We start from the raw sequence: 23272 nt of genomic DNA, 5'->3' as shown, positions 1-23272 counted from the left end.
GAAATCATTTGCGGTGGGGTTAAAGATTTGGCGAGTGGCCGCGAAAGCGACGCGGTTTCCCGGTCACGTTGTCCGTTAATCTTAACGCTGTGGTGCTGGGCCGCTGGCGCGGTTCATTCAGCGGTCAGGAGCGCTGAATGAATGTCAATGGGCGGTGCTTTTGGCGGCTGTCTTGGCGGGCTTCGTTGCCGGCTTCGCCGGTGCTGCGATGTCCCATCCACTCGCTGGCGCGCCATTGGCGGTTGCTTCCGCGGGCTGTGTTTCAGGCACGAAGGTCTGGGTCGCGAGTTTCGCCGCAGCGAGCGACTGCGCATCGAGGCGCTTGGCGATGTCGTCGCGCTTCCGGCCGGAATCCGCATCGCCCTGGGCGGCCGCGAGGCTGAACCATTTGAAGGACTCGGTAAGGTTCTGTTCCACGCCGATGCCCCGGGCATAAAGAATTCCGAGATTGAACTGGCTGTCGGCGACACCGCGTTCGGCGGCCTTGCGGAACCATTGCGACGCGCTCTTGTAGTTCGGACCAGCGCCGCCGCCATCGGCATCCAGCACGGCGAGATTGTGCATGGCCTTGGCGCTGCCCTTCTCGGCGGCCTGCAGGTAATATCCGCGCGCGGCGTCGATATCCTTTTTGACGCCGAGCCCCTTTTCATAAAGCGTTCCGAGCCGGAACGTTGCCGGAACGATGCCGTTCTGCGCGGCGCGCTCATACCATGTCGCCGCTGTCACGTAGTCCTGTGCGACGCCCTTGCCTTCGGCGTAGCGGACGCCGATCTCAAAAGCCGCGCCGGGATCGCCCTTGTTGGCTGCGGTCCGAAGTGCCGCGCTGCCGATGGTCTCGGGCAGCTTGTCCGCCACGGGCGTCAGCTTGATTTTCGCCCCGTCCTTCGCAGCCGGCGGAATGGTCACCGATATCCGTTCCGGAGGCGTGACGATCGAGCCGGTGACGTCTGGGGCAACCGGAGCGGCTGCAGGCGCAACGAAAGGTACGGCCGGTGTCGCAGCGGGAATGGCAGGCATCGCAGGGGCGGAAATGATCTGTGGGCCGCTCATCGACTGGCGCGTGAGCAGCGTCGGTGACGTCATCGACGGCATCACTGGCGCCACATCGGAGCGCGGCCCGTTCTCCGGCGCAGGCGGTGGCGTGGGCGGCGTGATGCTGGATTCGGCGGGGAGCGACGAGTTGGCGTTGTCGTGGCCGCTGAGCAGGTTCATGCCCATCTTGACCGTGCCGAGCACGATCACAACCACGCTCGCGCCGACCAGCAGCGCGCGAATTTTCGATGAAATTCCGGAGTCGCCCACGGCCGCAGCCTTGGCTGCGTTGCGCGCCGCGTCGTTGAGTGCGGTGACACGGTTCGGCTTCGGGCCGGACGATGCAGGAGGCGCGGCAGCGGCGGCCTGCGCGGCGCGGCGCGCGGCCTGGATGAAATTGGTCGAGCTGACGGGTTCCTGCTTGCTGGCGGAAATCTCGTTCAGCACCACTTCCGACGCGGCAATGCGCTCGGACGGGCTGGAGCCGCTTCGGGCCGATTGCATGCGGGTGCCGGGCTCAAGCGGATGATCCGGCGGCAGGCTGGGATCGATCGGACTGCGCGGCGACGGAGGCGGGCGCACCGATGCGGCCGGCGGTGTCGCCGGTTCGTTGGCGTCATAGGACGGCGCGATCTCGGGAGCCCGCACGACGGGTGGCGAGACCTGTGCCTGCGCGGCGGGAGCGCGTGCGATCGGGGCCTGCGCCGCAGCCGGATTCGGCATTTCGGGGCGTGGCACCGGCGCAAAGGATGTCGGCGGACGCGGCGGTTCCGGCACATAAGCGTCGCGTGTTCGAGGCTCGGCCATCGCAGGCTCACGCGGCATCTCGCGTGGCGCGGACGCCGAGCGCGCGTTGCGCAGGTCGCCCTCGATCTGCGCCAGGCGATCGACCACATGACCGAGCGTGTTGTGAACGGCTTCGAGCGAATCCTGCGTGTGCCGGTTGGTTTCCGACTGGCTGAAGCGGATGTCGGAAAGCTCGCGCTTGATGGTATCGACCAGATCGCCGTCCATCGGCGCGACCGCGCGCAATCCCTGATCGGCGCCTGCGCTGGTCATGCGCTGGGTTTCGAGGTGCCGCAGAATATCCGAAAGGCCTTCCTCAACCTTCGCGAGATTTCCCCCGCGCGGTTCCGACACTTCCAGCCGTTCGAGCAGATGATGGACGCGTTGCTCGACGTGGCTCAGGGACGCGGAGCTGTCGTTGCCGACCTGAAGATGATCGAGCCGGTCCGAAATCGTGCGCACCGCGTTGTCGAAATAGACGGTGTCGCCGACCGGCGCACGGTCACGCTGCTCGAGCGCGGTGGTCAGCACCGCGATGCGCTGTTCGAGCGCCGAGAGGATGTCGCTGCTGCCGCCCGCGCGCGCCAGTTGATCGACCTTGGCCGACAAGGTCTGCACATGCCCGGCAAGTTCGTTGAGCGCGTCGTTCGATGCGACGTTCGACACGATGACCTTGAGCGCCGCAATGGCGTCCTCAAGCTGCCGGACGGTCGCAGGATCAGTGCTGGACCGCACGATCGTGTCGATCTTGCCGCCGAGATTGCGGATCGCGTCGTCGAAGCCAGCGAGCTGTTCGGCAGGCTTGAGTGTGCGCAGTTCGCTATAGATGTCCGACAATGCCCGCTCGATGCCGGACAGTGCACTGCTGTCGATCCCGGTTGAACGAGTCTCGTCGATCCGCCGCCCGAGCGAGCGGATTTCGCCTTCGAGGGATTCGATTGCGCGGCGCGGCAGCGCTTCGGTGATGGCCAGGCGGATCTCGGCAAGTTCGCCGCGGAACGCGGCAATCGACTGCTCGACGCCGTCGGGACGGCGCAGCGTCTCGATCTGGCTGGTGATCTGGGACAGTTGCCGCTCGAGGCCGGAGAAGTCGGCCTGCGGCTGGATCGGCGGCGCATGGTTCAACGACGGCGGCGGCATCCGCGTGGACGGTTGCGGCATCGCGCGCGGCGCGCCATCGAGTTCGCCCTGTCGCGCGACGATTTCGGCGATCGAGAAGTCCATGGGTGACATGACGGGCGAGGTCGCGGGAGCCATGCGCGGAGCAGGCGCTGCGCGGTACGGCGCACCTTGAGGCGGCGGGACGTCTGAAAGCTGCGACAGCCGGGCGTCGAGCCGCGAAATGGCGTCGTTTAGCTGCCGGGCAACCGCCGGGTCGCCCTTGGGGGCTCCCGGCGCGTGCGACATGTGTTCGACCTGCCGGGCGATCGAGTCGAGGCGTTTGTGGATTTCCGCGACATCCTGGGCTTCCCGAGAGCTTGGGCTGGGGCTGCCGATCGCCGAATTCAGCCAATCTCCCAAGGACATACCGGCATGGCGCGCGGAAGCTTCGGCCCTTTCGCGGACCGATGGCTCGATTCCGTCAACACTCCACGATACGCGCGCTGTCATGCCTTGGTCCGGTGTCGGCTCTGGCTGGTGCCAGAGCGCTTCAGACCCCTCGCGCCCCTTGAAGAGACAATCAAATTTCGACGCGAGACGTCTGTGTCCAGCCCCGACTTTTTCGCGTTACGGTAAATACCGCGTTAATGAGACCCCCTCCGGGGCCGAAAAGTTACCCGCGCGGCATGCAAATTTGGAATGCCGACTTCCTCTGTGAACCAGGCCACAGCGTCCGGGCGCGGATCAGTCATGATGCCGCAAGTTCTCCTTATCGCCCGGAATTGGGATAGAGTTCCGGCCGATATTGCCGCACTGCAAAAAAATGCCTATGGAAGGGCGCTTTTCACCCAGGAGGAACGTTGATGCCGACCTATCGTGCGCCCGTGGAAGATGTGAATTTTCTCCTCAACGACGTTTTCCAGATCGACCGGTACAACAACCTTCCGGGATTCAGCGACGCGTCGGCCGATGTTCGCTCAGCGATCATCGATGAAGCTGCAAAGTTCACCGAGCAGGTGCTGCAGCCGCTCAATCACTCGGGCGATCTCGAAGGCTGCACCCGTCACGATGATGGCCGGGTCTCGACGCCGAAGGGTTTCAAGGACGCATTCAAGCAGCTTGCCGACGGCGGCTGGCTCGGCCTGTCGGCGCCGGCGGAGTTCGGCGGGCAGGGACTGCCGGTCTCGCTGTCGCAGACCGTCAACGAATTCATGATGTCGGCCAACATGGCCTTCTCGATGTATCCGGGCCTGACGCAGGGCGCGATGGCCGCGCTGCTGGTGCACGGCTCGCCCGAACAGAAAAAGACCTTCGTGCCGAAGATGGTCGCGGGCCAGTGGGCCGGCACCATGAATCTCACCGAGCCGCAATGCGGCACGGATCTCGGCCTGATGCGCACCAAGGCGGTGAAGCAGGCCGACGGCACCTACAAGATCAGCGGCACCAAGATTTTCATCTCGGGCGGCGAACAGGATCTCACCGAGAACATCGTGCATCTGGTGCTGGCGCGCATCGAAGGTGCGCCTGCCGGCATCAAGGGTGTCTCGCTGTTCGTCGTGCCGAAAATCAAGCTCAATGCGGACGGCTCACTGACCGGCGAGCCGAACGGCGTGTCGTGCGGCTCGATCGAGGAGAAGATGGGCATCCACGGTAACTCGACCTGCGTGCTGAATTTCGACAACGCTATCGGCACGCTGGTCGGTGAAGAGAACAAGGGCATGGCGGCGATGTTCGTCATGATGAACGAGGCCCGCCTCGGCGTTGGCGTGCAGGGATTGTCGCAATCCGAGGTCGCCTATCAGAATGCTGCTGCCTATGCCCGGGACCGTCTGCAAGGCCGCGCGCTGACCGGCCCGCAGGCCAAGGACAAGCCCGCCGATCCGATCATCGTGCATCCCGATGTTCGCAGGACATTGATGTCGATCCGCGCGTTCAACGAAGCGGCGCGTGCGCTGGTGGTGTGGACCTCGCTGAAGAGCGATCTCGCTCATCGCTCCGACGATCAGAAGGAGCGCCAGGCCGCCGACGATCACATGGGTCTGCTGACTCCAGTCATCAAAGCCATGCTGACCGATCAGGGCTTCGCCAATGCCGTCGCCGCGCAGCAGATGTTCGGCGGTCACGGTTACATTGTCGAAACCGGCGTCGAGCAGTTCGTGCGCGATGCGCGCATTGCCATGATCTATGAAGGCGCCAACGGTATTCAGGCGCTCGACCTCGTCGGCCGCAAGCTCGGTCGCGACGGTGGCCGCGCCATCACCGCGTTCTTCAATGAGGTTACGACCTTTGCGAAGGAGAACGGTGCGAACGAGGCGATGAAGCCGTATCTCGCGCCGCTCACCGCGTCGGTACAACATCTGCAGCAGGCCACCATGTGGCTGATGCAGAACGCGATGGCCAAGCCCGACAATGCGGGCGCCGCATCCACCGACTACCTGCATCTCTTCGGTCTGGTGACGCTCGGTTATATGTGGGCGCGCATGGCGAAAGTTGCGCAGGACAAGCTGGCGGAATCCGGCGAGCAGCCCTACCTGAAGGCCAAGCTGGTGACCGGCAAGTTCTTCATGGAACGGATGCTGCCGGAAACCTCGCTGCGCCTGTCGCGCGTTCAGTCCGGCGCCGATACGATGATGGAACTGCCCGCCGAGGCGTTCTGACGGTTGAAATTCCTCGCGCCGGTGTCCGGCGCGAGCTTCCGATCACACTTCTTCAATCAAAATTTTCCAGGAGGGCGTCATGCCAGAGGCATTTATCTACGATCACGTGCGCACGCCACGCGGCAAAGGCAAATCCGATGGTTCGCTGCATGAGGTGACGGCGCTGGCGCTGGCGACTGCGCCGCTGAAGGCCCTCAAGGAACGCAACAACATCGCGCCCGACACCATCGACGACGTGATCCTCGGTGTGGTCGATCCGATTGGCGAAGCTGGCGGCGATATCGCGCGCTTCGCGGCGCTGAATGCGGGCTTAGGTGAATCGGTTCCGGGCATCCAGATCAGCCGCTTCTGCGCGTCGGGCCTCGATGCGGTGAATTTCGCAGCCGCGCAGGTGATGTCCGGCCAGCACGAGATGACCATCGGCGGCGGCGCGGAATCCATGAGCCGCGTGGGTATTCTCTCTTCGGGCGCATCGTGGCCGATGGACCCGTCGATGGCGGTGCCGAGCTATTTCATGCCGCAGGGTGTATCGGCGGATCTGATCGCCACCAAGTACGGTTTCTCCCGCGACAACGTTGATGCTTACGCGGTGCAAAGCCAGCAGCGCGCCGCCAAGGCGTGGGACGAAGGCCGCTTCAAGAATTCCGTGATTCCGGTGAAAGACATCAACGGTCTGACCATTCTCGACAAGGACGAGCATATGCGTCCTTCGACCACGATGCAGTCACTCGGCCAGTTGCAGGCATCATTCGCGGCGATGGGCGCGATGGGTGGTTTTGACGCCGTTGCTGTGCAGTCGCATCCGGAAATCGAGGCGGTCAACTACGTGCATCACGCCGGCAACTCGTCGGGCATTGTCGACGGCGCAGGTGCTGTGCTGCTTGGCAGCGCGGAAGCCGGCAAGAAGCGTGGCCTGAAGCCGCGTGCGAAGATTCGCGCGTTCGCGAACATCGGTTCCGAGCCCGCGATGATGCTGACCGGCCCGGTCGATGTCACCAAGAAGGTCCTAGAGCGTTCCGGCATGAAATTGTCGGATATCGACCTGTTCGAACTCAACGAGGCCTTCGCCTCGGTGGTTCTGCGCTACATTCAGGCTTTCGAGATCGACAACGACAAGATCAACGTCAATGGCGGCGCGATCGCGATGGGCCACCCGCTCGGCGCGACCGGCGCGATGATCCTCGGCACCGTGCTCGACGAACTCGAGCGCACCAACAAGTCCACCGCTCTCGTCACGCTGTGCATCGGCGGCGGCATGGGCACTGCGACCATCATCGAGCGCGTTTGAGGTCTTCACCCTCCCCTTGAGGGGGAGGGTCGGCGAACGAAGTGAGCCGGGGTGGGGTGCTTTCGATCACAAGAGCAACCCCACCCCCGACCCCTCCCCGCAAGGGGGAGGGGAGCAGAGACAACCCGCCGCGCCTGACGGCAGCTGGCATCAAGGGAGCGAACACATGACTTACAAGAATTTCAAGGTTGAGACCGACGCCGACGGCATTGCACTGGTGACGTGGGACATTCCCGGCAAGTCGATGAACGTGCTGGACGAAACCACCAACAACGAACTCGCCGCCATTGTGGAGGCGACCACCAAGGATGCCGCGATCAAGGGCGTCGTCATCACCTCCGGCAAGGAAGCGTTCTCCGGCGGCGCGGACCTGACCATGCTGGAAGGCATGAACCGCGCCTATCTCGAATTGCTGAAAGCCAAGGGCGAGGAAGTCGCCAACAAGTACGTCTTCGACGAAGTCCGAAAATTGTCGCAGGCGCTGCGCAACATCGAGACTAGCGGCAAGCCATGGGTTGCTGCGATCAATGGCCTCGCCTTCGGCGGCGCGTTCGAACTGGCGCTGGCCTGTCACTACCGTGTCGCGTCGGACAATCCCAAGACCCGCCTCGGCCTGCCCGAAATCAAGGTCGGCCTGTTCCCCGGCGGCGGCGGCACCCAGCGGCTTCCGCGCATGATCCAGCCGATGGACGCCTTGCAGATGCTGCTCAAGGGCGACGCCATCGATCTGAAAAAGGCCAAGGCGTCCGGCATCGTCGGCGCAGTGGTTCCCGCAGCCGATCTGATCAAGACCGCGAAGGACTGGATCAAGGCAGGCGGCAAGGCCGTGGCGCCGTGGGATGAAAAGGGCTTCAAGCTGCCCGGCGGCCCGGTCTACTCCAAGGCCGGCATGCAGTTCTTCCCGCCGGCGAACGCGATCCTGCGCCGCGAGACTTACGACAACTACCCGGCCGCGCGCGCCATCATGCAGTGCGTCTATGAAGGCCTACAGCTGCCGATGGACGCAGCGCTGCGCGTCGAGTCGCGTTACTTCTCGAAGATCCTTCGTTCGAAGGAAGCGGCGGCGATGATCCGCTCTCTGTTCGTGTCGATGCAGGAACTCAACAAGGGCGCGCGCCGTCCGCAGAACGTGCCGCCCACCAAAGTGAAGAAGCTCGCCGTCATCGGCGCCGGTTTCATGGGCGCGAGCGTCGGCTTCGTGTCGGCGCAGGCCGGTATCGATGTGGTGCTGATCGACCGCGACCAGGAAAGCGCTGACAAGGGCAAGGGCCACGCCAAGACCATGCTCGACGGCCAGATCGCCAAGGGCCGGATGACACAGGACAAGGCCGACGCCATCCTCGGTCGCATCACGGCCACGCCGGATTACAATGCGATCAAGGAATGCGATCTCGTGATCGAGGCCGTGTTCGAGGATCGCAAGGTCAAGGCCGAGACTTATGCCAAGGCGCAGCCGCTGCTGCGCGACGGCGCGATCTTCGCCTCCAACACCTCGACGCTGCCGATCAATTCGCTGGCCGAAGAATGGAAGGACCAGTCGAAGTTCATCGGCATCCACTTCTTCTCGCCGGTCGAGAAGATGATGCTGGTGGAGATCATCGTCGGCAAGAACACCGGCGATGTGGCGCTCGCCACCGCGCTGGATTATGTGCGGCAGATCAACAAGACGCCTATCGTGGTGAACGACTCGCGCGGCTTCTTCGCCAACCGTTGCGTGCTGCGCTACATCTCGGAAGGCTACGAGATGTTCAAGGAAGGCGTGCCGCCTGCGATGATCGAGAACGTCGGCAAGATGGCCGGCATGCCGGTCGGCCCGCTTTCGCTCAACGACGAGGTCGCCATCGACCTGTCGCTGAAGATTCTCAAGGCAACCGAGGCCGACATGGGCCCGCAGGCCGTCGATCCGGAGCAGAAGGCGCTTCTGGTCGAGATGGTGGAAAAGCGCGGACGCTTTGGCCGCAAGAACGGCAAGGGCTTCTACGACTATCCCGAGAAGGGCAAAGGCCAGAAGAAGCTCTGGCCTGAACTGAGCACGCTGCAGTCGAAGCATCTCGATCCGGATACGCTGGATGTCGAAGAGTTGAAGCAGCGTTTCCTTGTGGTGCAGGCGGTGGAAGCCGCGCGCACCGTGGAGGATCACGTGATTACTGATCCTCGCGAGGCCGACGTCGGCTCGATTCTCGGATTCGGGTTCGCGCCGTTCACCGGCGGCACGCTGTCCTACATCGACTTCATGGGCACCAAGACCTTCGTCGAACTCTGCCACAAGCTCGAGAAGAAATACGGCTCGCGCTTCACACCGCCGAAGCTTCTGATCGAGATGGCGGCCAAGGGCGAGACGTTCTACGGCCGCTTCCCGCCGAAGAAGCTGGCGGCGTAACGACGGCGCGCTTCAAGCACTGACAAAACAAAAGGCGGGATCATGATCCCGCCTTTTTCTTTCTCAGGAATGTGATCGCGTTTTAGGACGCCTTCAGCAACCCCTCGGCGGTAAGCGCTTCCTGCACCTTCGGCCGCGCGGCGACGCGCGCCTTGTAGGCGACGAGATTCGGCAGGCCGGAAATGTCCAGGCCCGTGCGATCGGCCCAGGCGAGCATCGTGAAGAGATAGGCGTCCGGCACGGTGAAGTGGTTGCCCATCACGTAATCCCGGCCCTTCAAGGCCTGATCGATATACTTGAACTTGCCCATGAGGCGGTCCTTGAAGAACGCCTTGGTGTCGTCGGACAGGATCGGCTGGAACAGCGGGCTGAAATTCTTGTGCAACTCGCTGGCGACGAAATTCAGCCATTCCTGCAGCTTGTAGCGCTCGGTGGAGCCGGCGGCGGGCGCGAGGTTCTTCTGCGGCGCACTATCGGCGATCATCTGGACGATGACCGCGCCTTCCGTCAGCAGATCGCCGCTGTCGAGGCCGAGCGCCGGCACCTGGCCCTTCGGATTGATCTGGGTGTAGTCGCTGCCGTCCTCGAGTTTCTTCGCCTTCAGGTCAACCCTGACCAGGTCGAACGGGAGTCCGGCCTCTTTCAGGGCGATATGGGGGGACAGCGAGCAGGCGCCGGGCGAATAATACAGTTTCATGGGAGGTATCCCTTTTTAAAATTTGAAGTTTGGGGCATTGGCAAGACCTATGCCCGCCCCCTAAATGCAGGTATGTCAAGATTGATGCAACTGCATTTATTGGGATAGACTTGGGCAAGCCCAGCAGATCTGGGGCAGCCCACCGGCACGGACGAGACCATGAAACGCAAACCATCTACCGAGGCGACAGAGGTCTGGATCCGCCTGATGCGGGTTCAGGGCAAGGTGCTCGGCGCGGTCGAGCAGGATCTCAAGAAGGCCGGGTTTCCGCCGCTGGCCTGGTACGATGCGCTGCTTGAGCTGTCGCGCGCGCCAAGCGGAGAGCTGCGCCCCGTCGAACTCGAAAAGCAGATGCTGCTGCCGCAGTACTCGACGTCGCGGCTGATCGATCGTCTGGTCGAGGAAGGCCTTGCTGCGCGGCGCGAGTGCGAGATGGACAAGCGCGGCCTGTTCGTGGAGATCACCGATGCCGGCCGCGAGCTGCAGAAGAAAATGTGGAATTCATATTCCGCGGCGATCGAACGGCACATCGGCTCGAAGCTGTCGGATACCGACGCGGTGAAGCTCGCCGGTCTGCTGGATCGTCTCGGTTGCTGCGCGGGCGCGCCGCAGGCTGTGGCCATCTCGAAAGAAGCCGCCAAAGAAACCGTCAAAGAAATCACGTCGGCCCGATGATCCTTTCTTTACCTCTCGCGGTTACGGATGCTCGCGTCCGTGACATCCGCCTGCATCGTGCGCAGACCCATCAATCAACACTTCTTGTCTGGATGTCCTAATGGCGCGTGATCAGATCGATATGACACCGCTGGATTCGCGGGACGAACTGGTTGCGTGGCTGGAGGCCGGCGTGAAGCCGAAGTCCGATTTCCGCATCGGCACCGAACACGAAAAAACACCGTTTACGCTGGAGGGCCACAGGCCCGTGCCTTATGAGGGCGCGCGCGGCATCGGCGCTTTGCTGGAAGGGATGAAGCTCCTGCTCGGCTGGGATCCGATCATGGAGAACGGCAACATCATCGGGTTGCACGACGTCACCGGTGGCGGCGCGATTTCGCTGGAGCCCGGCGGCCAGTTCGAATTGTCTGGCGCGCCGGTCGAAACCGTGCATCAGACCTCATCCGAATTGATGGCGCATCTGGCACAGGTGCGCGAAGTCGCGACACCGCTCGGGATCGGATTTCTCGGTCTCGGCATGACCCCGTCATGGTCGCGCAAGGAAATGCCGGTGATGCCGAAGGGCCGCTACCGGATCATGACCAACTACATGCCGAAGGTCGGCCAGTACGGCCTCGACATGATGTACCGGACCTGCACGGTGCAGACCAATCTCGACTTCTGTTCGGAAGCGGACATGGTCAAGAAGCTGCGCGTGTCGGTGGCGCTGCAGCCGGTGGCCACCGCGCTGTTCGCGAACTCGCCGTTCACCGAAGGCAAACCGAACGGGTTCCTGTCGTTTCGCTCCGAGATCTGGCGCGACACCGACAACGCGCGCGCCGGCATGATTCCATGGGCATTCGAGGACGGCATGGGATTCGAGCGCTGGGTCGACTACGCGCTCGACGTTCCGATGTATTTCGTCAAGCGCGGTGACGACTACATCGACGTCTCAGGATCGTCGTTCCGTGATTTCTTCGACGGCAAGAACAGGATGATGCCAGGCGAGAAGCCGACATTGTCCGACTGGGCCAATCACCTCTCGACGATTTTCCCCGAGGTGCGCCTGAAGCGTTATCTCGAAATGCGCGGCTCCGATGGCGTGCCGTGGCAGCAGTTGCCGTCGCTGCCGGCGTTCTGGGTTGGCTTGCTGTACGACGACGAAAGCCTCGACGCCGCGTGGGAGATCGCCAAGCGCTGGACCGCGCATGAGCGTCAGGCGCTGCGCGATGATGTGCCGCGACTGGGATTCAAGGCAAAAATCGGCAACCGCTATCTGTTCGAGGTTGCCAAGGACTGCATGGCTCTGGCGCACAAAGGTCTCGCGCGGAGGGGCCGGATAGATCATCTCGGCCGCGACGAGTCGCGGTATCTGGAGCCGCTCGATCACATCATCGATGCGGGACATACCCCGGCTGAACGGCTGCTCGAGAAATTCAACGGCCCTTGGGGACAATCCGTCGATCCCGCGTACAGCGAATACGCTTACTAATTCAACGGGTTCTCGTCATCACGAGAATGTTGTTCCGCATTTATCTGCCGTTCATCTGCCATACATCAGCCCGGCGATTGAATAGTGGCATCCGCCCGACTCATCACGCCCGTCCTCCGCTGAAAGCGATGGCATGCTTCCAGTTTGCAGTTTCAGATCATGCATCAGCTTCTGCGTGGCGTTCGCTGTCGCGCTCGCCCTGGCATGGCTTGCCGGTGTTCAGCCGGTTCACGCGCAGGCCAGTTTCGATCGCCCCGGCAACGATTATCAGCGCATACTGCTGCCTGCCGGAGATCCCGCCGTATGCGCCCTGCAATGCGAGCGTGACCGCCGCTGCCGCGCATGGAGCTTCAACTATCCCGCCGTCAGCGATGACAGCGCGGTCTGCTGGCTCAAGAACGCGGTGCCGCCGCGGGTGCCGAGCAGTTGCTGCGTTTCCGGAGTACGCGGTGCGGGCGTGGTCGAGCCGCGCAACAGCGCGCTCGAGTCCGAGACCGACCGGCCCGGCGGCGACTACCGCAGTGTCGAAGTGGCGACCGATCCCAAGGGCGCGACCTGCAAGGCGGTCTGCGACGACGACAAAAAGTGCCGGGCGTGGACCTATGCGCGGCCCGGCTACATCGGAAAATCAGCACGCTGTTTCCTGAAGGATCATATCAAGCCGCCGCGCCGCAAGCCGGGCTTCATATCCGGCGTGGTGCGGTAATCCACGCGCAAAAAACAAACGATTTCCGCATTTGAGCGTTAGGGGTAATCGTTCAAGCTGGATTGAGCGTTCAGGAGCATTCCGATGAAGTATACCCAGGTTGCAATCGCCGGATTTTCCGTTCTCGCTGTCACGACAATGGCTGCGGTCGCGCATCATGGCTGGGGAAGTTACGATGCCGGAAAGCCGATCACGGTCGAAGGATCGATCCTGGCCAGCACGTTCGAAAATCCGCATGCGACAATCGCGGTGAAAGCGCCTGACAAGATATGGACCGTGACGCTGGCGCCGACGTCGCGCATGATCGCACGCGGTGCGCCAGCTGACGTCGTTGCCGTCGGCAAGAAGGTGTCCGCCTATGGCTATCCCTCGACCGTGGAGATGAATGAGATGCGCGCCGAACGGATTTCGGTGGACGGCAAGACTTACGAGCTGCGCTGATGACGGACGCGGCGCCCGCGATCTTCGCCGCGCTGGAGGCCTCGGGATTCGGCGCGGCGATCCGGCAGTCGCGCTGGCTCTACATGATCGCCAATGTCGGCCACATCGTATCGCTGATGGTCTTCGCAGGCGCCATTGCGGTAATGGACCTGCGCATGGCCGGCGCGCTGTCCGCGACGTCGCCGGGATACGTGCTGAAGGCGGCGCGACGTGTCGCAATCGCCGGCTTCTCTGGTCTCGTCGTGTCCGGCGCGTTTCTGTTCACGGCGGAAGCCAGCCACGTCATCGTGAACCGTGTATTTCAGATCAAGCTCGGTTTGATCGCGCTCGGTCTTCTCAACGTCGCGCTGTTTGAAATCCTGATTGCACCGAAGGTGAAAGATTTGCCGCCGCTGACGCTGCTGCCGTCGGGGGCGCGCGCCGCAGCCGTGGCATCGATCTCGATCTGGATCGCGGTTGCGATCTGTGGGCGTTCGATCGCTTATTTTTGAGCTTTTTCTCCGGCGGTACGTAACATCCAGCAGTTTGCTCCCGTAACTTGCGAAGGGCCGCCGAGCCGTGTGCGCGCGTCCTTCACACAACCGGGGAGGAAAAACCAAAATGCGACAAGTTTCCGGAGGACTTCGCGTCGCCCTGTTCGCGGCGGCTTTTGCAGTTGCCGGTCTGGTTCAGGCCGCCATGGCGTCCACACCCTATTCGGAGAGCGCGTTCAAATCCGCCCAAGCCACGGGCGCGCCCATTCTCGTGGAAATCCACGCCAACTGGTGTTCGACCTGCAAGGCGCAGGCGCCGATCATTGACGCCCTCGCAGTTCAGCCGAAATTCAAGAATCTCAAGATATTCCGCGTCGATTTCGATAGCCAGAAATCCGACGTGCAGAAATTCGGCGCCAAAATGCAGTCGACGCTGATTGTCTACAAGGGCAATTCGGAAGTGGGCCGTTCGGTTGGCGACACCAAGCGGGACTCGATCGCGGCCCTGCTCGACAAGGGCCTTTGATCTGCCGTGACCATCATCGCACTGGCGTTCGCCGCAGGACTGCTGTCGATCCTGTCGCCGTGCGTGTTGCCGCTGCTGCCCATCGTGCTGGGCGCGGCGGTGACACAGCATCGCTGGGGTCCGCTCGCGCTCGCAGCGGGTCTTGCCATCTCATTCACAGGGTTGGGATTGCTGATCGCGGTCGCCGGTTTCTCCCTTGGGCTGGACGCCAGCGTGTTTCGCATGGTTGCGGCCATCATCATGATTGCGATGGGGCTGGTTCTGCTGATGCCGGCCTGGCAGACCCGTCTGGCCACGGCAGGCGGTCCCGTTTCCGACTGGACCGATCGGACGTTTGGCGGATTCTCCGGCTCCGGTCTCAGCGGTCAATTTGCGATGGGACTGTTGCTGGGCGCTGTCTGGTCGCCGTGCGTTGGCCCGACACTGGGCGCGGCTTCATTGCTCGCGTCGCAGGGGCGCGATCTTGCTCAGGTGACGGTCACGATGGCGGTATTCGGTCTCGGAGCTGCCTTGCCGCTCGCCATTCTGGGGCTTCTGTCCCGCTCCGCTCTTATGAGGATGCGCGGGCGCATGTTGTCCGCAGGGCAGTTCGGTAAAGCGCTGCTGGGCGTGGCGCTGCTCCTGATCGGGATCGGCATCGTCACGGGCGCCGACAAGTGGATCGAGACCGCTCTCGTCAACGCTTCGCCGGTCTGGCTGACCGACTTGACGACGCGATTCTGAATTCTGTGCGGCAGATTGCGCATAGCCCGTTCCGCCGGCGGTGATGTGGTCCATGGACGTTCAGAATTTTTAGGGCCCGCGACCGGGGATTGCCTCCAGCGCCTTGATGGCCCTCTTCGAGGCCAGCGTGCGCCAATGCCGCAGCAGCAATCCCTCAACCGCTTGCCGCCGTGCTTTTGGCAGCCGCAACAGTACGATCGGCCAGTCGCGATAATGATCGGTGAAATAGAAAATTTTCGGCTGCGTTTCGATCAGCATGGCGCGCTCATCAGCGTCAACGCCCAGCACGACGAGACTTTCGCCGTCTTCCTTCAGCCGCGTCAGAAGTTTGCCGCGCACCTTCAGGGCAGGGGTGCCGTATGACGTTCCGTCGGTGACCTCCGGCCACTTCAAGGCGACAACCCGAACATCATCGAACGTCATCGCTGCGGGTCCGGCTTCCTAGCCTGTCCCGCCGACGGTGATGCGGTCCATGCGCAGCGTCGGCTGTCCGACGCCGACCGGGACGCCCTGACCCTGCTTGCCGCAGGTGCCGATGCCGTCATCGAGTTGTAGGTCGTTGCCCACCATCGAGATGCGATGCAGGTCGGTGGGGCCGTTGCCGATCAGCATCGCGCCTTTCAGCGGCGCGCCGAGCTTGCCGTTCTCGATCTTGTAGGCCTCGGTGCACTGGAACACATACTTGCCGGACACGATGTCGACCTGACCGCCACCGAAATTCGCAGCGAAGATTCCGTTTTTCACCGAGCTGAGAATTTCCGCCGGGTCGCGCCCGCCCGCCAGCATGTAGGTGTTGGTCATGCGCGGCATGGGCACGTGCGCGTAGCTCTCGCGGCGTCCGTTGCCGGTAGGCTTCATGTTCATCAGCCGCGCGTTCTGACGGTCCTGCATATAGCCGACAAGAATGCCGTCCTCGATCAGCACGGTGCGGTTGGTCGGCGTGCCTTCGTCGTCGATGGACAGCGAGCCGCGCTTCGACGAAATGGTGCCGTCGTCCACCACGGTGACGCCCTTGGCGGCGACCTGCTGGCCCATCAGGCCGGAAAAGGCAGAGGTCTGCTTGCGGTTGAAATCGCCCTCGAGTCCATGACCGACGGCTTCATGCAGCATCACACCGGGCCAGCCGGGGCCGAGCACCACGTCCATTTCGCCCGCGGGCGCAGGCACCGATTCCAGATTGACCAGCGCCTGACGGATCGCGCCGTCGGCGGCCGAACGCCACGCCTTGGTTTCGATGAAGCGCGCATAGCCTTCGCGGCCGCCGTAACCGTGGCTGCCGCTTTCCTGCCGGTCGCCGTTGCCTGCGACCACGGAAATATTCACGCGCACCAGCGGGCGGATGTCGCGATAGCTTTCGCCGTCGGGCCGCACGATTTCCACCACCTGCCAGGTCGCGCCGAGCGATACCGACACCTGCCGCACGCGCGGATCCTTGTCGCGGACATAGGCATCGATTTCGGCAAGCAGCTTCACCTTGGTCTCGAAGCTCTGGCCGTCGAGTGGATTTTCATCGCCGTAAAGGCGCGTGTTGGTATGGCCGGGTGCGGCAGCGAATGTCCCGGAATAGCCGCCGCGCACCGCATGGACGGCGTCCGCGGCGCGGATCAGGGCAGGCAGCGAGACATCGGAGGAATGGGCATAGCCGACGGCGTCATTCTTGACCGCCCGCAATCCGAACCCCTGCGCGGTGTCGTAGGTCGCCTGCTTGAGGCGGCCGTTGTCAAAGCCGAGCCCTTCGGACTGGCGGTATTCCAGAAACAGCTCGCCGTCGTCGGCGCCGGCCAGCCCACGCACGATTTCCTTGCGCACTGCGTCGCGGTCGAGCCCCGCGCGGTCGAGCAGCGAGGTGGTCACAGGCACGGCGTCGGACGGATGGCTCATAAAAAGCTCCTTGGGAACTCCGGGATCGCGGGATTGCAGCGAAGATCAGGCCTCCAAGATAGGAACGATCGCGCCGGAGGACGAGGGGGCCGAATATGGCTCGCCCGCCGACTACGGCAGCTTGTCGTAGCCCTCGCCGATTCCCTTCAGGCTGAGCGGGAAGCCGATGCCTTCTTCCGGCGTCTCGAAAATGATGAAGGTCGCGGTCTTGGCGGTCTTGAGCTGGTTGAGCAGCGCGTCTTCCATCACGACTTCGGCAACGCAGCCGTTGGGCAGGCAGCGCACGAATCCGGCCCGGCCCACATCCTTGTCGTCGAGCTTGAGTCCGAGACCGGACGGCAGCAGCACGCCCAGCGGCGCGACCACTCGCATCAGCTTGCTCTTCTGGTCCGCTGTCTTGAGGATAATGACGGTCAGGCCTGCGTTGGAGCGGTCTTCAGCCACCACGCTCTGGATCAGGGCGCATTGTTCGGCCTGCGCACCGGCCGGGGTATCGCAGCGAATCTGCCAGTCGCCATGGACCGATTTGACCGCGCCCTGCGCCCGTGCCGGAGCGGACGCTGCGAAAAGCGCCGCTGCGAAAAGCGCAATCGCGAGCCAGACCGGCGCCGTCGCGAGGCTGCGGATCGAGAAAGGTTGGTTTCGCACGCCCATCAGGCTCAATTCCTCGGCATAGATTCCGGCAATACGACGATTCCCGGAGGTTTCCCGCAGCGTCGCCTGCCTGATCGCTGGATTGACAGGGCAATGACGGCGTCTTGAGGGCAAGCCTTGTTTGGGCAAAGCCTACCGCCGGAATGCACCACCGCACAGCCGCGAATCGGGTTTTCGCCGCATATCTCGCCCGTGGGTACAACGGACAAGCCAAGTGTCAAGCATCTCCCCCTGCCGGCCTCGGATTTTGGCCATTTGCCAAGGGGATTCCGCCTGTGTGCCCGCCTTATTACGTGCATTGCGGTAGGCATGGAATTATGGTTTGAGAAGCTGGAAATTCGACGCGTTCTAACCTTTGGCAACTGGCCGAAATCGTGACCGCGACCGAAAAAGCAGGCTTTCACGCATCTTGCCGCCCGGCAGGATCGCTGGGGTGACAAGAGCAGGAGCGAGTGCGGCATGAAGATGTCGAAGGGCCAAAATGGCCGGCGAGTACTGGGCTTTGCGGTGGCTGCCACCGTGCTTGCCGCGGCAGGGGCAGCTTTCGCGGCGGGCGGGACCTTGGGTCAGCCGTCGCCTTGGGAATACGCGCTCCAGCCGTCCGCATCGCCGGTGATGGACAACATCACCTGGTTCCACAATTTCCTGCTCTGGATCATCACCGCGATCACGGTCTTCGTCGCGATTTTGCTCGGCATCGTGGCGGTCAAGTTCAACGCCAAGAAGAACCCGGTCCCCTCCAAGACCACCCACAACACGCTGATCGAAGTGGTCTGGACCATCGTGCCGGTGCTGATCCTGGTCGGTATCGCCGTGCCGTCGTTCCGCCTGCTGTTCCAGCAGCTCGACATTCCGAAGGCCGATCTCACGATCAAGGCCACCGGCAAGCAGTGGTACTGGACCTACGCCTATCCCGATAACGGCAAGTTCGAGTTCGATTCGCTGATGGTCGCCGACAAGGCGCCGCGGCTGCTGGCGGTCGATAACGAGGTGGTCGTGCCGGTGAACAAGGTGATCCGGGTGCAGGTTACGGGCGCCGACGTCATTCACTCCTTTGCCATGCCGGCGTTTGGCGTGAAGATCGACGCGGTCCCGGGCCGTCTCAACGAGACCTGGTTCAAGGCGACCAAGGAAGGAATGTTCTACGGTCAGTGCTCCGAGCTTTGCGGCAAGGACCATGCCTACATGCCGATCGCGATTCGCGTTGTGAACGATCAGGAGTTCACGGCCTGGGTCGAGACGGCGAAGAAGAAGTTTGCGAGCAACCCCGCGAATTCGTACGCGTCGATCGGGGCTGTTGCGCAGTAAGCGCATCGACGGACTAAGGGCGGAGAAGGGCGCGCGGCGCCCGCACCGCAAGGCTGACGGGACTAGCTGACGGCACTACGAGGCTTAAAGGATTTGAAAATGGCCACCTCCGCTGCAACACATGATCACGCTCATGACGACCATGCGCACGATCACCCGACCGGGTGGCGGCGTTACGTCTATTCGACGAACCATAAGGACATCGGCACGATGTACCTTATCTTCGCGATCGTTGCGGGCATCATCGGCGGCGCGATGTCGATCGCGATCCGCATCGAGTTGATGTATCCTGGTGTCCAGCTGTTCACCCACGCGCACACCTACAACGTGTTCGTGACCTCTCACGGCCTGATCATGATCTTCTTCATGGTGATGCCGGCGATGATCGGCGGCTTCGGCAACTGGTTCGTGCCCCTGATGATCGGCGCGCCGGACATGGCGTTCCCACGGATGAACAACGTTTCCTTCTGGCTGCTGCCTGCTTCGTTTGCGCTGCTCCTGATCTCGACCTTCGTCGAGGGTGAGCCGGGCGGCAACGGCGTCGGCGCTGGCTGGACCATGTACGCGCCGCTCTCGACCTCGGGTCACCCGGGTCCGGCGGTCGATTTCGCGATCCTGTCGCTGCACATTGCGGGCGCATCGTCGATTCTCGGCGCCATCAACTTCATCACCACGATCTTCAACATGCGCGCGCCGGGCATGACCCTGCACAAGATGCCGCTGTTCGTGTGGTCGATCCTCGTCACCGTGTTTCTGCTGCTGCTGTCGCTGCCGGTTCTTGCCGGCGCGATCACCATGCTGCTGACCGACCGCAACTTCGGCACCACGTTCTTCTCGGCCGAAGGCGGCGGCGATCCGGTGCTGTTCCAGCATCTGTTCTGGTTCTTCGGCCACCCCGAAGTGTACATCCTGATCCTGCCGGGCTTCGGCATGATCTCGCAGATCGTCTCGACCTTTTCGCGCAAGCCGGTGTTCGGTTATCTCGGCATGGCCTACGCGATGGTCGCCATCGGCGGCATCGGCTTCGTGGTCTGGGCGCACCACATGTACACGGTGGGCATGTCGTCGGCGACGCAGGCCTATTTCGTCGCGGCGACCATGGTCATCGCGGTGCCGACCGGCGTGAAGATCTTTTCGTGGATCGCCACCATGTGGGGCGGCTCTATCGAGTTCAAGGCGCCGATGGTATGGGCGATGGGCTTCATCTTCCTGTTCACGCTGGGCGGCGTGACCGGCGTGGTGCTCGCCAATGCCGGCGTCGATCGCGTTCTCCAGGATACGTACTACGTGGTCGCACACTTCCACTACGTGCTGTCGCTCGGCGCCGTGTTCGCGATCTTCGCGGGCTGGTATTACTGGTTCCCGAAGATGTTCGGCTACATGTACAGCGAAGGCATCGCCAAGCTGCACTTCTGGGTCACCTTCATCGGCGTGAACCTGATCTTCTTCCCGCAGCATTTCCTCGGCCTGTCGGGCATGCCGCGCCGCTACATCGATTATCCGGATGCCTTCGCCGGGTGGAATCTTGTGTCGTCGATCGGCTCCTACATCTCCGCGTTCGGCGTGCTGATCTTCATCTACGGCGTGATCCAGGCTTTCGTCCGCAAGGAACAGGCCGCGGACAATCCTTGGGGCGCCGGTGCAACCACGCTGGAATGGACGCTGTCGTCGCCGCCGCCGTTCCATCAGTTCGAAGTTCTGCCGCGCGTTCAGTAATCCCGCGGCTAAGACAATGTGCATCCGCCGCGGCTCAGCGGCCACGGCGGATGAAACGTTCAGGAAGTGAGTTCAGATCTTGTCGATTGTCGACCATCACGCGATCGATGTGTCGCCTCGTATCTCCGAGGCGAGCGTCGCCGACTACATCGCGCTGCTGAAGCCGCGCGTGATGTCGCTGGTGGTGTTCACCGCGCTGGTCGGACTCGTGATCGCGCCGGGTCACTTTCATCCGGTGCTGGCCGTCACGTCGATCCTGTGCATCGCAGTCGGCGCGGGCGCGTCCGGTGCGCTGAACATGTGGTACGATGCCGACATCGATGCGTTGATGTCGCGCACCGCGAACCGTCCGGTTCCTCGCGGGCGCATCCTGCCCGGTGAGGCGCTGGCCTTCGGCCTGACGCTGTCGTTCTTCTCGGTGATGACGCTCGGCATTCTGGTGAACTGGCTCGCCGGCGGGCTGCTCGCTTTCACCATCTTCTTCTACGTGGTCATCTACACGATGTGGTTGAAGCGCTGGACCGCGCAGAACATCGTGATCGGCGGCGCTGCGGGCGCTCTGCCGCCTGTTGTCGCCTGGGCTGCAGCCACCGGCTCGCTGTCGCCCGAGCCGATCCTGCTGTTCCTGATCATCTTCCTGTGGACGCCGCCGCACTTCTGGGCGCTGGCGCTGTTCCGCACCGACGACTACCAGCGCGCCAACGTGCCGATGCTGCCGAACGTCGCCGGTCCCGATGCGACGCGGCTGCAGATCCTGCTCTATACGATCCTGCTGGTGGCGGTCGCGGCGTCGCCCTGGCCGCTGGGGTACTTCTCCGCGATCTACGGCGTGACGTCGCTGGCACTCGGCGCGGGCATGCTCTGGTATGCCGTTCGCGTCTACCGCTATCGCACCGGCAGTGCCGCGCTGCGCGCCACGCGCGGTCTGTTCAAGTTCTCGATCCTGTATCTGTTCGCATTATTCGCCGTGTTGCTGGCCGAAGTCGTGGTGTCCGCAGTCGTGCGGATGTGGTCATGAGTGCGGGCATCGTCATGGACAGCAAGAAACCACCGCAGGGCATCGTTCTCACGCCGGAGCAGAAAAAGCGCCAGCGCGAGCGGTCCATCGCCATAGCGCTGGCGCTGGGTGTGCTGGTGCTGCTGTTTTTTGCTGTGACCATGGTGAAGGGCCCGATCGTCCTTCATCGGCCGCTGTGAACGGAGGCGATGCGCGCGACATGACGCAGCAGTCCACCAGCAAGGCGAAGCCGCGTAGCAACCGCGACATCATGGTCGCGTCGATCTGCGGGTTCGTCGTCGCATTCATGGTCGGCGCATCCTACGCTGCGGTGCCGTTCTATGACTGGTTCTGCCGCATGACCGGATTCAACGGCACCACGCAGGTCGCGACCTCCGCACCGGAAAAGTCGCTGGAACGCCGCATCGCCGTGCGCTTCGATTCCAATGTCAGCGGCGGCTTGCCCTGGAAATTCGAAGCCGAGCAGACCGAGATCAACGTTAAGATCGGTGAGGTCGTTACCGTCTATTACACCGTCACCAACCAGGCCGCGCGTACAACCACGGGCGTCGCCGCCTACAATGTCGCGCCCCTGACGGTCGGCGCATTCTTCCAGAAGATCAATTGCTTCTGCTTTACCGAGCAATCGTTCGGTCCCGGCGAGAAGCGCGAAATGGCGGTGGTGTTCTATGTCGATCCGGCGCTCGCCGCCGATCGCGAATACGACGACCTCAACACCATCACCCTGTCCTACACCTTCTACCCTGTGAAAGATCCCGCACCGAAGCCGCTTGCGGCGACGGCGCCGGACAAGCGCAAGGGCAATCTTTGATCTTTCGACTATAACGACGACACGCGCCGGATCGCACCGGCATCACGGAGAGACCACATGGCAACGGGCCAAGCCAAACACCACGATTATCATCTCGTCGATCCGAGCCCGTGGCCGGTCGTCGGCTCCATCTCGGCCTTCATCATGGCGGTGGGTGCTGTCGCATGGATGCACAAGATGTTCGCCGGCGCGCCGATCGTGTTCGGCGTCGGCACCATCGGCGTGCTCTACACCATGGCAAGCTGGTGGGCCGACGTGATCCGCGAGGCACAGTACAAGGGCGATCACACCCGCGTCGTGCAGCTGCATCACCGCTACGGGATGATCCTGTTCATCGCCTCCGAAGTGATGTTCTTCGTCGCGTGGTTCTGGGCCTATTTCAACGCCGCGCTGTTCCCGGCCGATCCGGTTCACGCCACCCGTGAAGCACTGTTCGGCGGCGTGTGGCCGCCGAAGGGCATCGAGACCTTCGACCCGTGGCATCTGCCGCTGCTCAACACGCTGATCCTGCTGACCTCCGGCACCACGGTGACCTGGGCGCATCACGCGCTGCTCGAGGGCGACCGCAAGGGCCTGAAGTGGGGACTGATCCTCACCGTCGTTCTCGGCGCGCTGTTCACCTGCGTGCAGGCCTATGAGTACGGGCATGCGGCGTTCAGCTTCGCGGGCAACGTCTACGGCGCGACCTTCTTCATGGCCACGGGCTTCCATGGCTTCCACGTGCTGGTCGGCACCATTTTCCTGCTGGTGTGCCTGCTGCGCGCCTATGCAGGGCACTTCACGCCGCAACAGCATCTCGGCTTCGAGTTTGCCGCCTGGTACTGGCACTTCGTCGACGTGGTCTGGCTGTTCCTGTTCATCGCCATCTATGTCTGGGGACATGGTGCATCGACCATGGCGGGAGCGCACTGATCTCGCGCCGGCTTCA

At 62.9% G+C, this 23272-nt stretch carries 21 protein-coding genes; 16 read left to right on the top strand and 5 right to left on the bottom strand.

Annotated features, from left to right (window positions below; genetic code table 11):
• Positions 1-144: 144 nt before the first annotated feature.
• Positions 145-3429 carry a tetratricopeptide repeat protein gene (locus YH63_RS05680; protein WP_137325128.1) on the bottom strand — a complete coding sequence of 1095 codons (3285 nt, stop codon included), beginning with the start codon at positions 3427-3429 and terminating at the stop codon, positions 145-147.
• Positions 3430-3782: 353 nt separating this feature from the next.
• Here YH63_RS05680 and YH63_RS05675 point away from each other — a divergent pair, with 353 nt between their 5' ends.
• From YH63_RS05675 to YH63_RS05665, 3 genes are all read left to right on the top strand, one after another.
• On the top strand, positions 3783-5576 hold the full coding sequence (locus tag YH63_RS05675) for an acyl-CoA dehydrogenase C-terminal domain-containing protein (RefSeq protein ID WP_046828445.1): 1794 nt from the start codon (positions 3783-3785) through the stop codon (positions 5574-5576).
• 79 nt (positions 5577-5655) lie between these two features.
• Positions 5656-6864: an acetyl-CoA C-acetyltransferase gene (locus YH63_RS05670; RefSeq protein ID WP_046828446.1), complete on the top strand. Its 1209-nt coding sequence runs from the start codon at positions 5656-5658 to the stop codon at positions 6862-6864.
• Between the two features lie 166 nt (positions 6865-7030).
• On the top strand, positions 7031-9244 hold the full coding sequence (locus YH63_RS05665) for a 3-hydroxyacyl-CoA dehydrogenase NAD-binding domain-containing protein (protein WP_046828447.1): 2214 nt from the start codon (positions 7031-7033) through the stop codon (positions 9242-9244).
• Positions 9245-9326: 82 nt separating this feature from the next.
• Here YH63_RS05665 and gstA read toward each other — a convergent pair whose 3' ends face one another.
• Positions 9327-9941, bottom strand: a complete 615-nt coding sequence (gene gstA / locus YH63_RS05660; RefSeq protein ID WP_046828448.1) for a glutathione transferase GstA — start codon at positions 9939-9941, stop codon at positions 9327-9329.
• A gap of 159 nt (positions 9942-10100) precedes the next feature.
• Here gstA and YH63_RS05655 point away from each other — a divergent pair, with 159 nt between their 5' ends.
• From YH63_RS05655 to YH63_RS05625, 7 genes are all read left to right on the top strand, one after another.
• Positions 10101-10616, top strand: coding sequence for a MarR family winged helix-turn-helix transcriptional regulator (locus YH63_RS05655; protein WP_046828449.1), 516 nt, complete (start codon positions 10101-10103; stop codon positions 10614-10616).
• A 100-nt stretch (positions 10617-10716) separates the two neighbouring features.
• Positions 10717-12087: a glutamate--cysteine ligase gene (locus YH63_RS05650; RefSeq protein WP_046828450.1), complete on the top strand. Its 1371-nt coding sequence runs from the start codon at positions 10717-10719 to the stop codon at positions 12085-12087.
• Positions 12088-12220: 133 nt separating this feature from the next.
• Positions 12221-12793, top strand: coding sequence for a PAN domain-containing protein (locus YH63_RS05645; protein WP_170978665.1), 573 nt, complete (start codon positions 12221-12223; stop codon positions 12791-12793).
• A gap of 84 nt (positions 12794-12877) precedes the next feature.
• A complete protein-coding gene (locus tag YH63_RS05640) occupies positions 12878-13234 on the top strand; it encodes a DUF6152 family protein (protein ID WP_046828451.1) in 357 nt (118 codons plus the stop codon).
• On the top strand, positions 13234-13725 hold the full coding sequence (locus tag YH63_RS05635) for a DUF6644 family protein (protein WP_046828452.1): 492 nt from the start codon (positions 13234-13236) through the stop codon (positions 13723-13725). Before YH63_RS05640 ends, YH63_RS05635 begins: the two co-directional genes overlap by 1 nt.
• Positions 13726-13834: 109 nt before the next feature.
• Positions 13835-14233, top strand: a complete 399-nt coding sequence (locus YH63_RS05630) for a thioredoxin family protein (RefSeq protein ID WP_046828453.1) — start codon at positions 13835-13837, stop codon at positions 14231-14233.
• A 6-nt stretch (positions 14234-14239) separates the two neighbouring features.
• Entirely contained in the window at positions 14240-14956 is a 717-nt protein-coding gene (locus tag YH63_RS05625) for a cytochrome c biogenesis CcdA family protein (RefSeq protein ID WP_046828454.1), read from the top strand.
• A 69-nt stretch (positions 14957-15025) separates the two neighbouring features.
• Here YH63_RS05625 and YH63_RS05620 read toward each other — a convergent pair whose 3' ends face one another.
• The 3 genes from YH63_RS05620 to YH63_RS05610 form a co-directional block, all read right to left on the bottom strand.
• Positions 15026-15379 carry an MmcQ/YjbR family DNA-binding protein gene (locus tag YH63_RS05620; RefSeq protein WP_046828455.1) on the bottom strand — a complete coding sequence of 118 codons (354 nt, stop codon included), beginning with the start codon at positions 15377-15379 and terminating at the stop codon, positions 15026-15028.
• A gap of 18 nt (positions 15380-15397) precedes the next feature.
• Positions 15398-16837 carry a metalloprotease TldD gene (gene tldD, locus YH63_RS05615; protein WP_046828456.1) on the bottom strand — a complete coding sequence of 480 codons (1440 nt, stop codon included), beginning with the start codon at positions 16835-16837 and terminating at the stop codon, positions 15398-15400.
• 111 nt (positions 16838-16948) lie between these two features.
• Positions 16949-17491: an invasion associated locus B family protein gene (locus tag YH63_RS05610; protein ID WP_046828457.1), complete on the bottom strand. Its 543-nt coding sequence runs from the start codon at positions 17489-17491 to the stop codon at positions 16949-16951.
• A gap of 459 nt (positions 17492-17950) precedes the next feature.
• On the opposite strand from YH63_RS05610, the gene coxB reads away from it, so the two are divergent.
• The 6 genes from coxB (at position 17951) to YH63_RS05580 (ending at position 23256) form a co-directional block, all read left to right on the top strand.
• On the top strand, positions 17951-18799 hold the full coding sequence (gene coxB / locus YH63_RS05605; protein WP_046828458.1) for a cytochrome c oxidase subunit II: 849 nt from the start codon (positions 17951-17953) through the stop codon (positions 18797-18799).
• A gap of 99 nt (positions 18800-18898) precedes the next feature.
• Positions 18899-20515 carry a cytochrome c oxidase subunit I gene (ctaD, locus tag YH63_RS05600; protein ID WP_046828459.1) on the top strand — a complete coding sequence of 539 codons (1617 nt, stop codon included), beginning with the start codon at positions 18899-18901 and terminating at the stop codon, positions 20513-20515.
• Positions 20516-20594: 79 nt separating this feature from the next.
• Complete coding sequence (locus YH63_RS05595) at positions 20595-21533, top strand: heme o synthase (RefSeq protein ID WP_046828460.1); 939 nt, start codon at positions 20595-20597, stop codon at positions 21531-21533.
• A complete protein-coding gene (locus YH63_RS05590; protein WP_046828461.1) occupies positions 21530-21712 on the top strand; it encodes a hypothetical protein in 183 nt (60 codons plus the stop codon). Before YH63_RS05595 ends, YH63_RS05590 begins: the two co-directional genes overlap by 4 nt.
• 20 nt (positions 21713-21732) lie before the next feature.
• Complete coding sequence (locus tag YH63_RS05585; RefSeq protein ID WP_046829732.1) at positions 21733-22344, top strand: cytochrome c oxidase assembly protein; 612 nt, start codon at positions 21733-21735, stop codon at positions 22342-22344.
• A gap of 57 nt (positions 22345-22401) precedes the next feature.
• The gene (locus tag YH63_RS05580; RefSeq protein ID WP_046828462.1) at positions 22402-23256 is read left to right on the top strand and encodes a cytochrome c oxidase subunit 3; all 855 of its coding nucleotides are present in this window, start codon (positions 22402-22404) and stop codon (positions 23254-23256) included.
• Positions 23257-23272 lie beyond the last annotated feature (16 nt).

Source organism: Afipia massiliensis, from assembly GCF_001006325.2.
GTDB classification, from domain to species: Bacteria; Pseudomonadota; Alphaproteobacteria; order Rhizobiales; family Xanthobacteraceae; genus Afipia; species Afipia massiliensis_A.
This window is presented reverse-complemented; position numbering and strand designations above follow the sequence as displayed.

Excerpts from the sequence above, each read along its gene's own strand:
- YH63_RS05680 (WP_137325128.1), bottom strand. The coding sequence starts at position 3,429 with ATGACAGCGCGCGTATCGTGGAGTGTTGACGGAATCGAGCCATCGGTC.
- YH63_RS05675 (WP_046828445.1), top strand. The coding sequence starts at position 3,783 with ATGCCGACCTATCGTGCGCCCGTGGAAGATGTGAATTTTCTCCTCAAC.
- YH63_RS05670 (WP_046828446.1), top strand. The coding sequence starts at position 5,656 with ATGCCAGAGGCATTTATCTACGATCACGTGCGCACGCCACGCGGCAAA.
- YH63_RS05665 (WP_046828447.1), top strand. The coding sequence starts at position 7,031 with ATGACTTACAAGAATTTCAAGGTTGAGACCGACGCCGACGGCATTGCA.
- gstA (WP_046828448.1), bottom strand. The coding sequence starts at position 9,941 with ATGAAACTGTATTATTCGCCCGGCGCCTGCTCGCTGTCCCCCCATATC.
- YH63_RS05655 (WP_046828449.1), top strand. The coding sequence starts at position 10,101 with ATGAAACGCAAACCATCTACCGAGGCGACAGAGGTCTGGATCCGCCTG.
- YH63_RS05650 (WP_046828450.1), top strand. The coding sequence starts at position 10,717 with ATGGCGCGTGATCAGATCGATATGACACCGCTGGATTCGCGGGACGAA.
- YH63_RS05645 (WP_170978665.1), top strand. The coding sequence starts at position 12,221 with ATGCTTCCAGTTTGCAGTTTCAGATCATGCATCAGCTTCTGCGTGGCG.
- YH63_RS05640 (WP_046828451.1), top strand. The coding sequence starts at position 12,878 with ATGAAGTATACCCAGGTTGCAATCGCCGGATTTTCCGTTCTCGCTGTC.
- YH63_RS05635 (WP_046828452.1), top strand. The coding sequence starts at position 13,234 with ATGACGGACGCGGCGCCCGCGATCTTCGCCGCGCTGGAGGCCTCGGGA.
- YH63_RS05630 (WP_046828453.1), top strand. The coding sequence starts at position 13,835 with ATGCGACAAGTTTCCGGAGGACTTCGCGTCGCCCTGTTCGCGGCGGCT.
- YH63_RS05620 (WP_046828455.1), bottom strand. The coding sequence starts at position 15,379 with ATGACGTTCGATGATGTTCGGGTTGTCGCCTTGAAGTGGCCGGAGGTC.
- tldD (WP_046828456.1), bottom strand. The coding sequence starts at position 16,837 with ATGAGCCATCCGTCCGACGCCGTGCCTGTGACCACCTCGCTGCTCGAC.
- YH63_RS05610 (WP_046828457.1), bottom strand. The coding sequence starts at position 17,491 with ATGGGCGTGCGAAACCAACCTTTCTCGATCCGCAGCCTCGCGACGGCG.
- coxB (WP_046828458.1), top strand. The coding sequence starts at position 17,951 with ATGAAGATGTCGAAGGGCCAAAATGGCCGGCGAGTACTGGGCTTTGCG.
- ctaD (WP_046828459.1), top strand. The coding sequence starts at position 18,899 with ATGGCCACCTCCGCTGCAACACATGATCACGCTCATGACGACCATGCG.
- YH63_RS05590 (WP_046828461.1), top strand. The coding sequence starts at position 21,530 with ATGAGTGCGGGCATCGTCATGGACAGCAAGAAACCACCGCAGGGCATC.
- YH63_RS05585 (WP_046829732.1), top strand. The coding sequence starts at position 21,733 with ATGACGCAGCAGTCCACCAGCAAGGCGAAGCCGCGTAGCAACCGCGAC.
- YH63_RS05580 (WP_046828462.1), top strand. The coding sequence starts at position 22,402 with ATGGCAACGGGCCAAGCCAAACACCACGATTATCATCTCGTCGATCCG.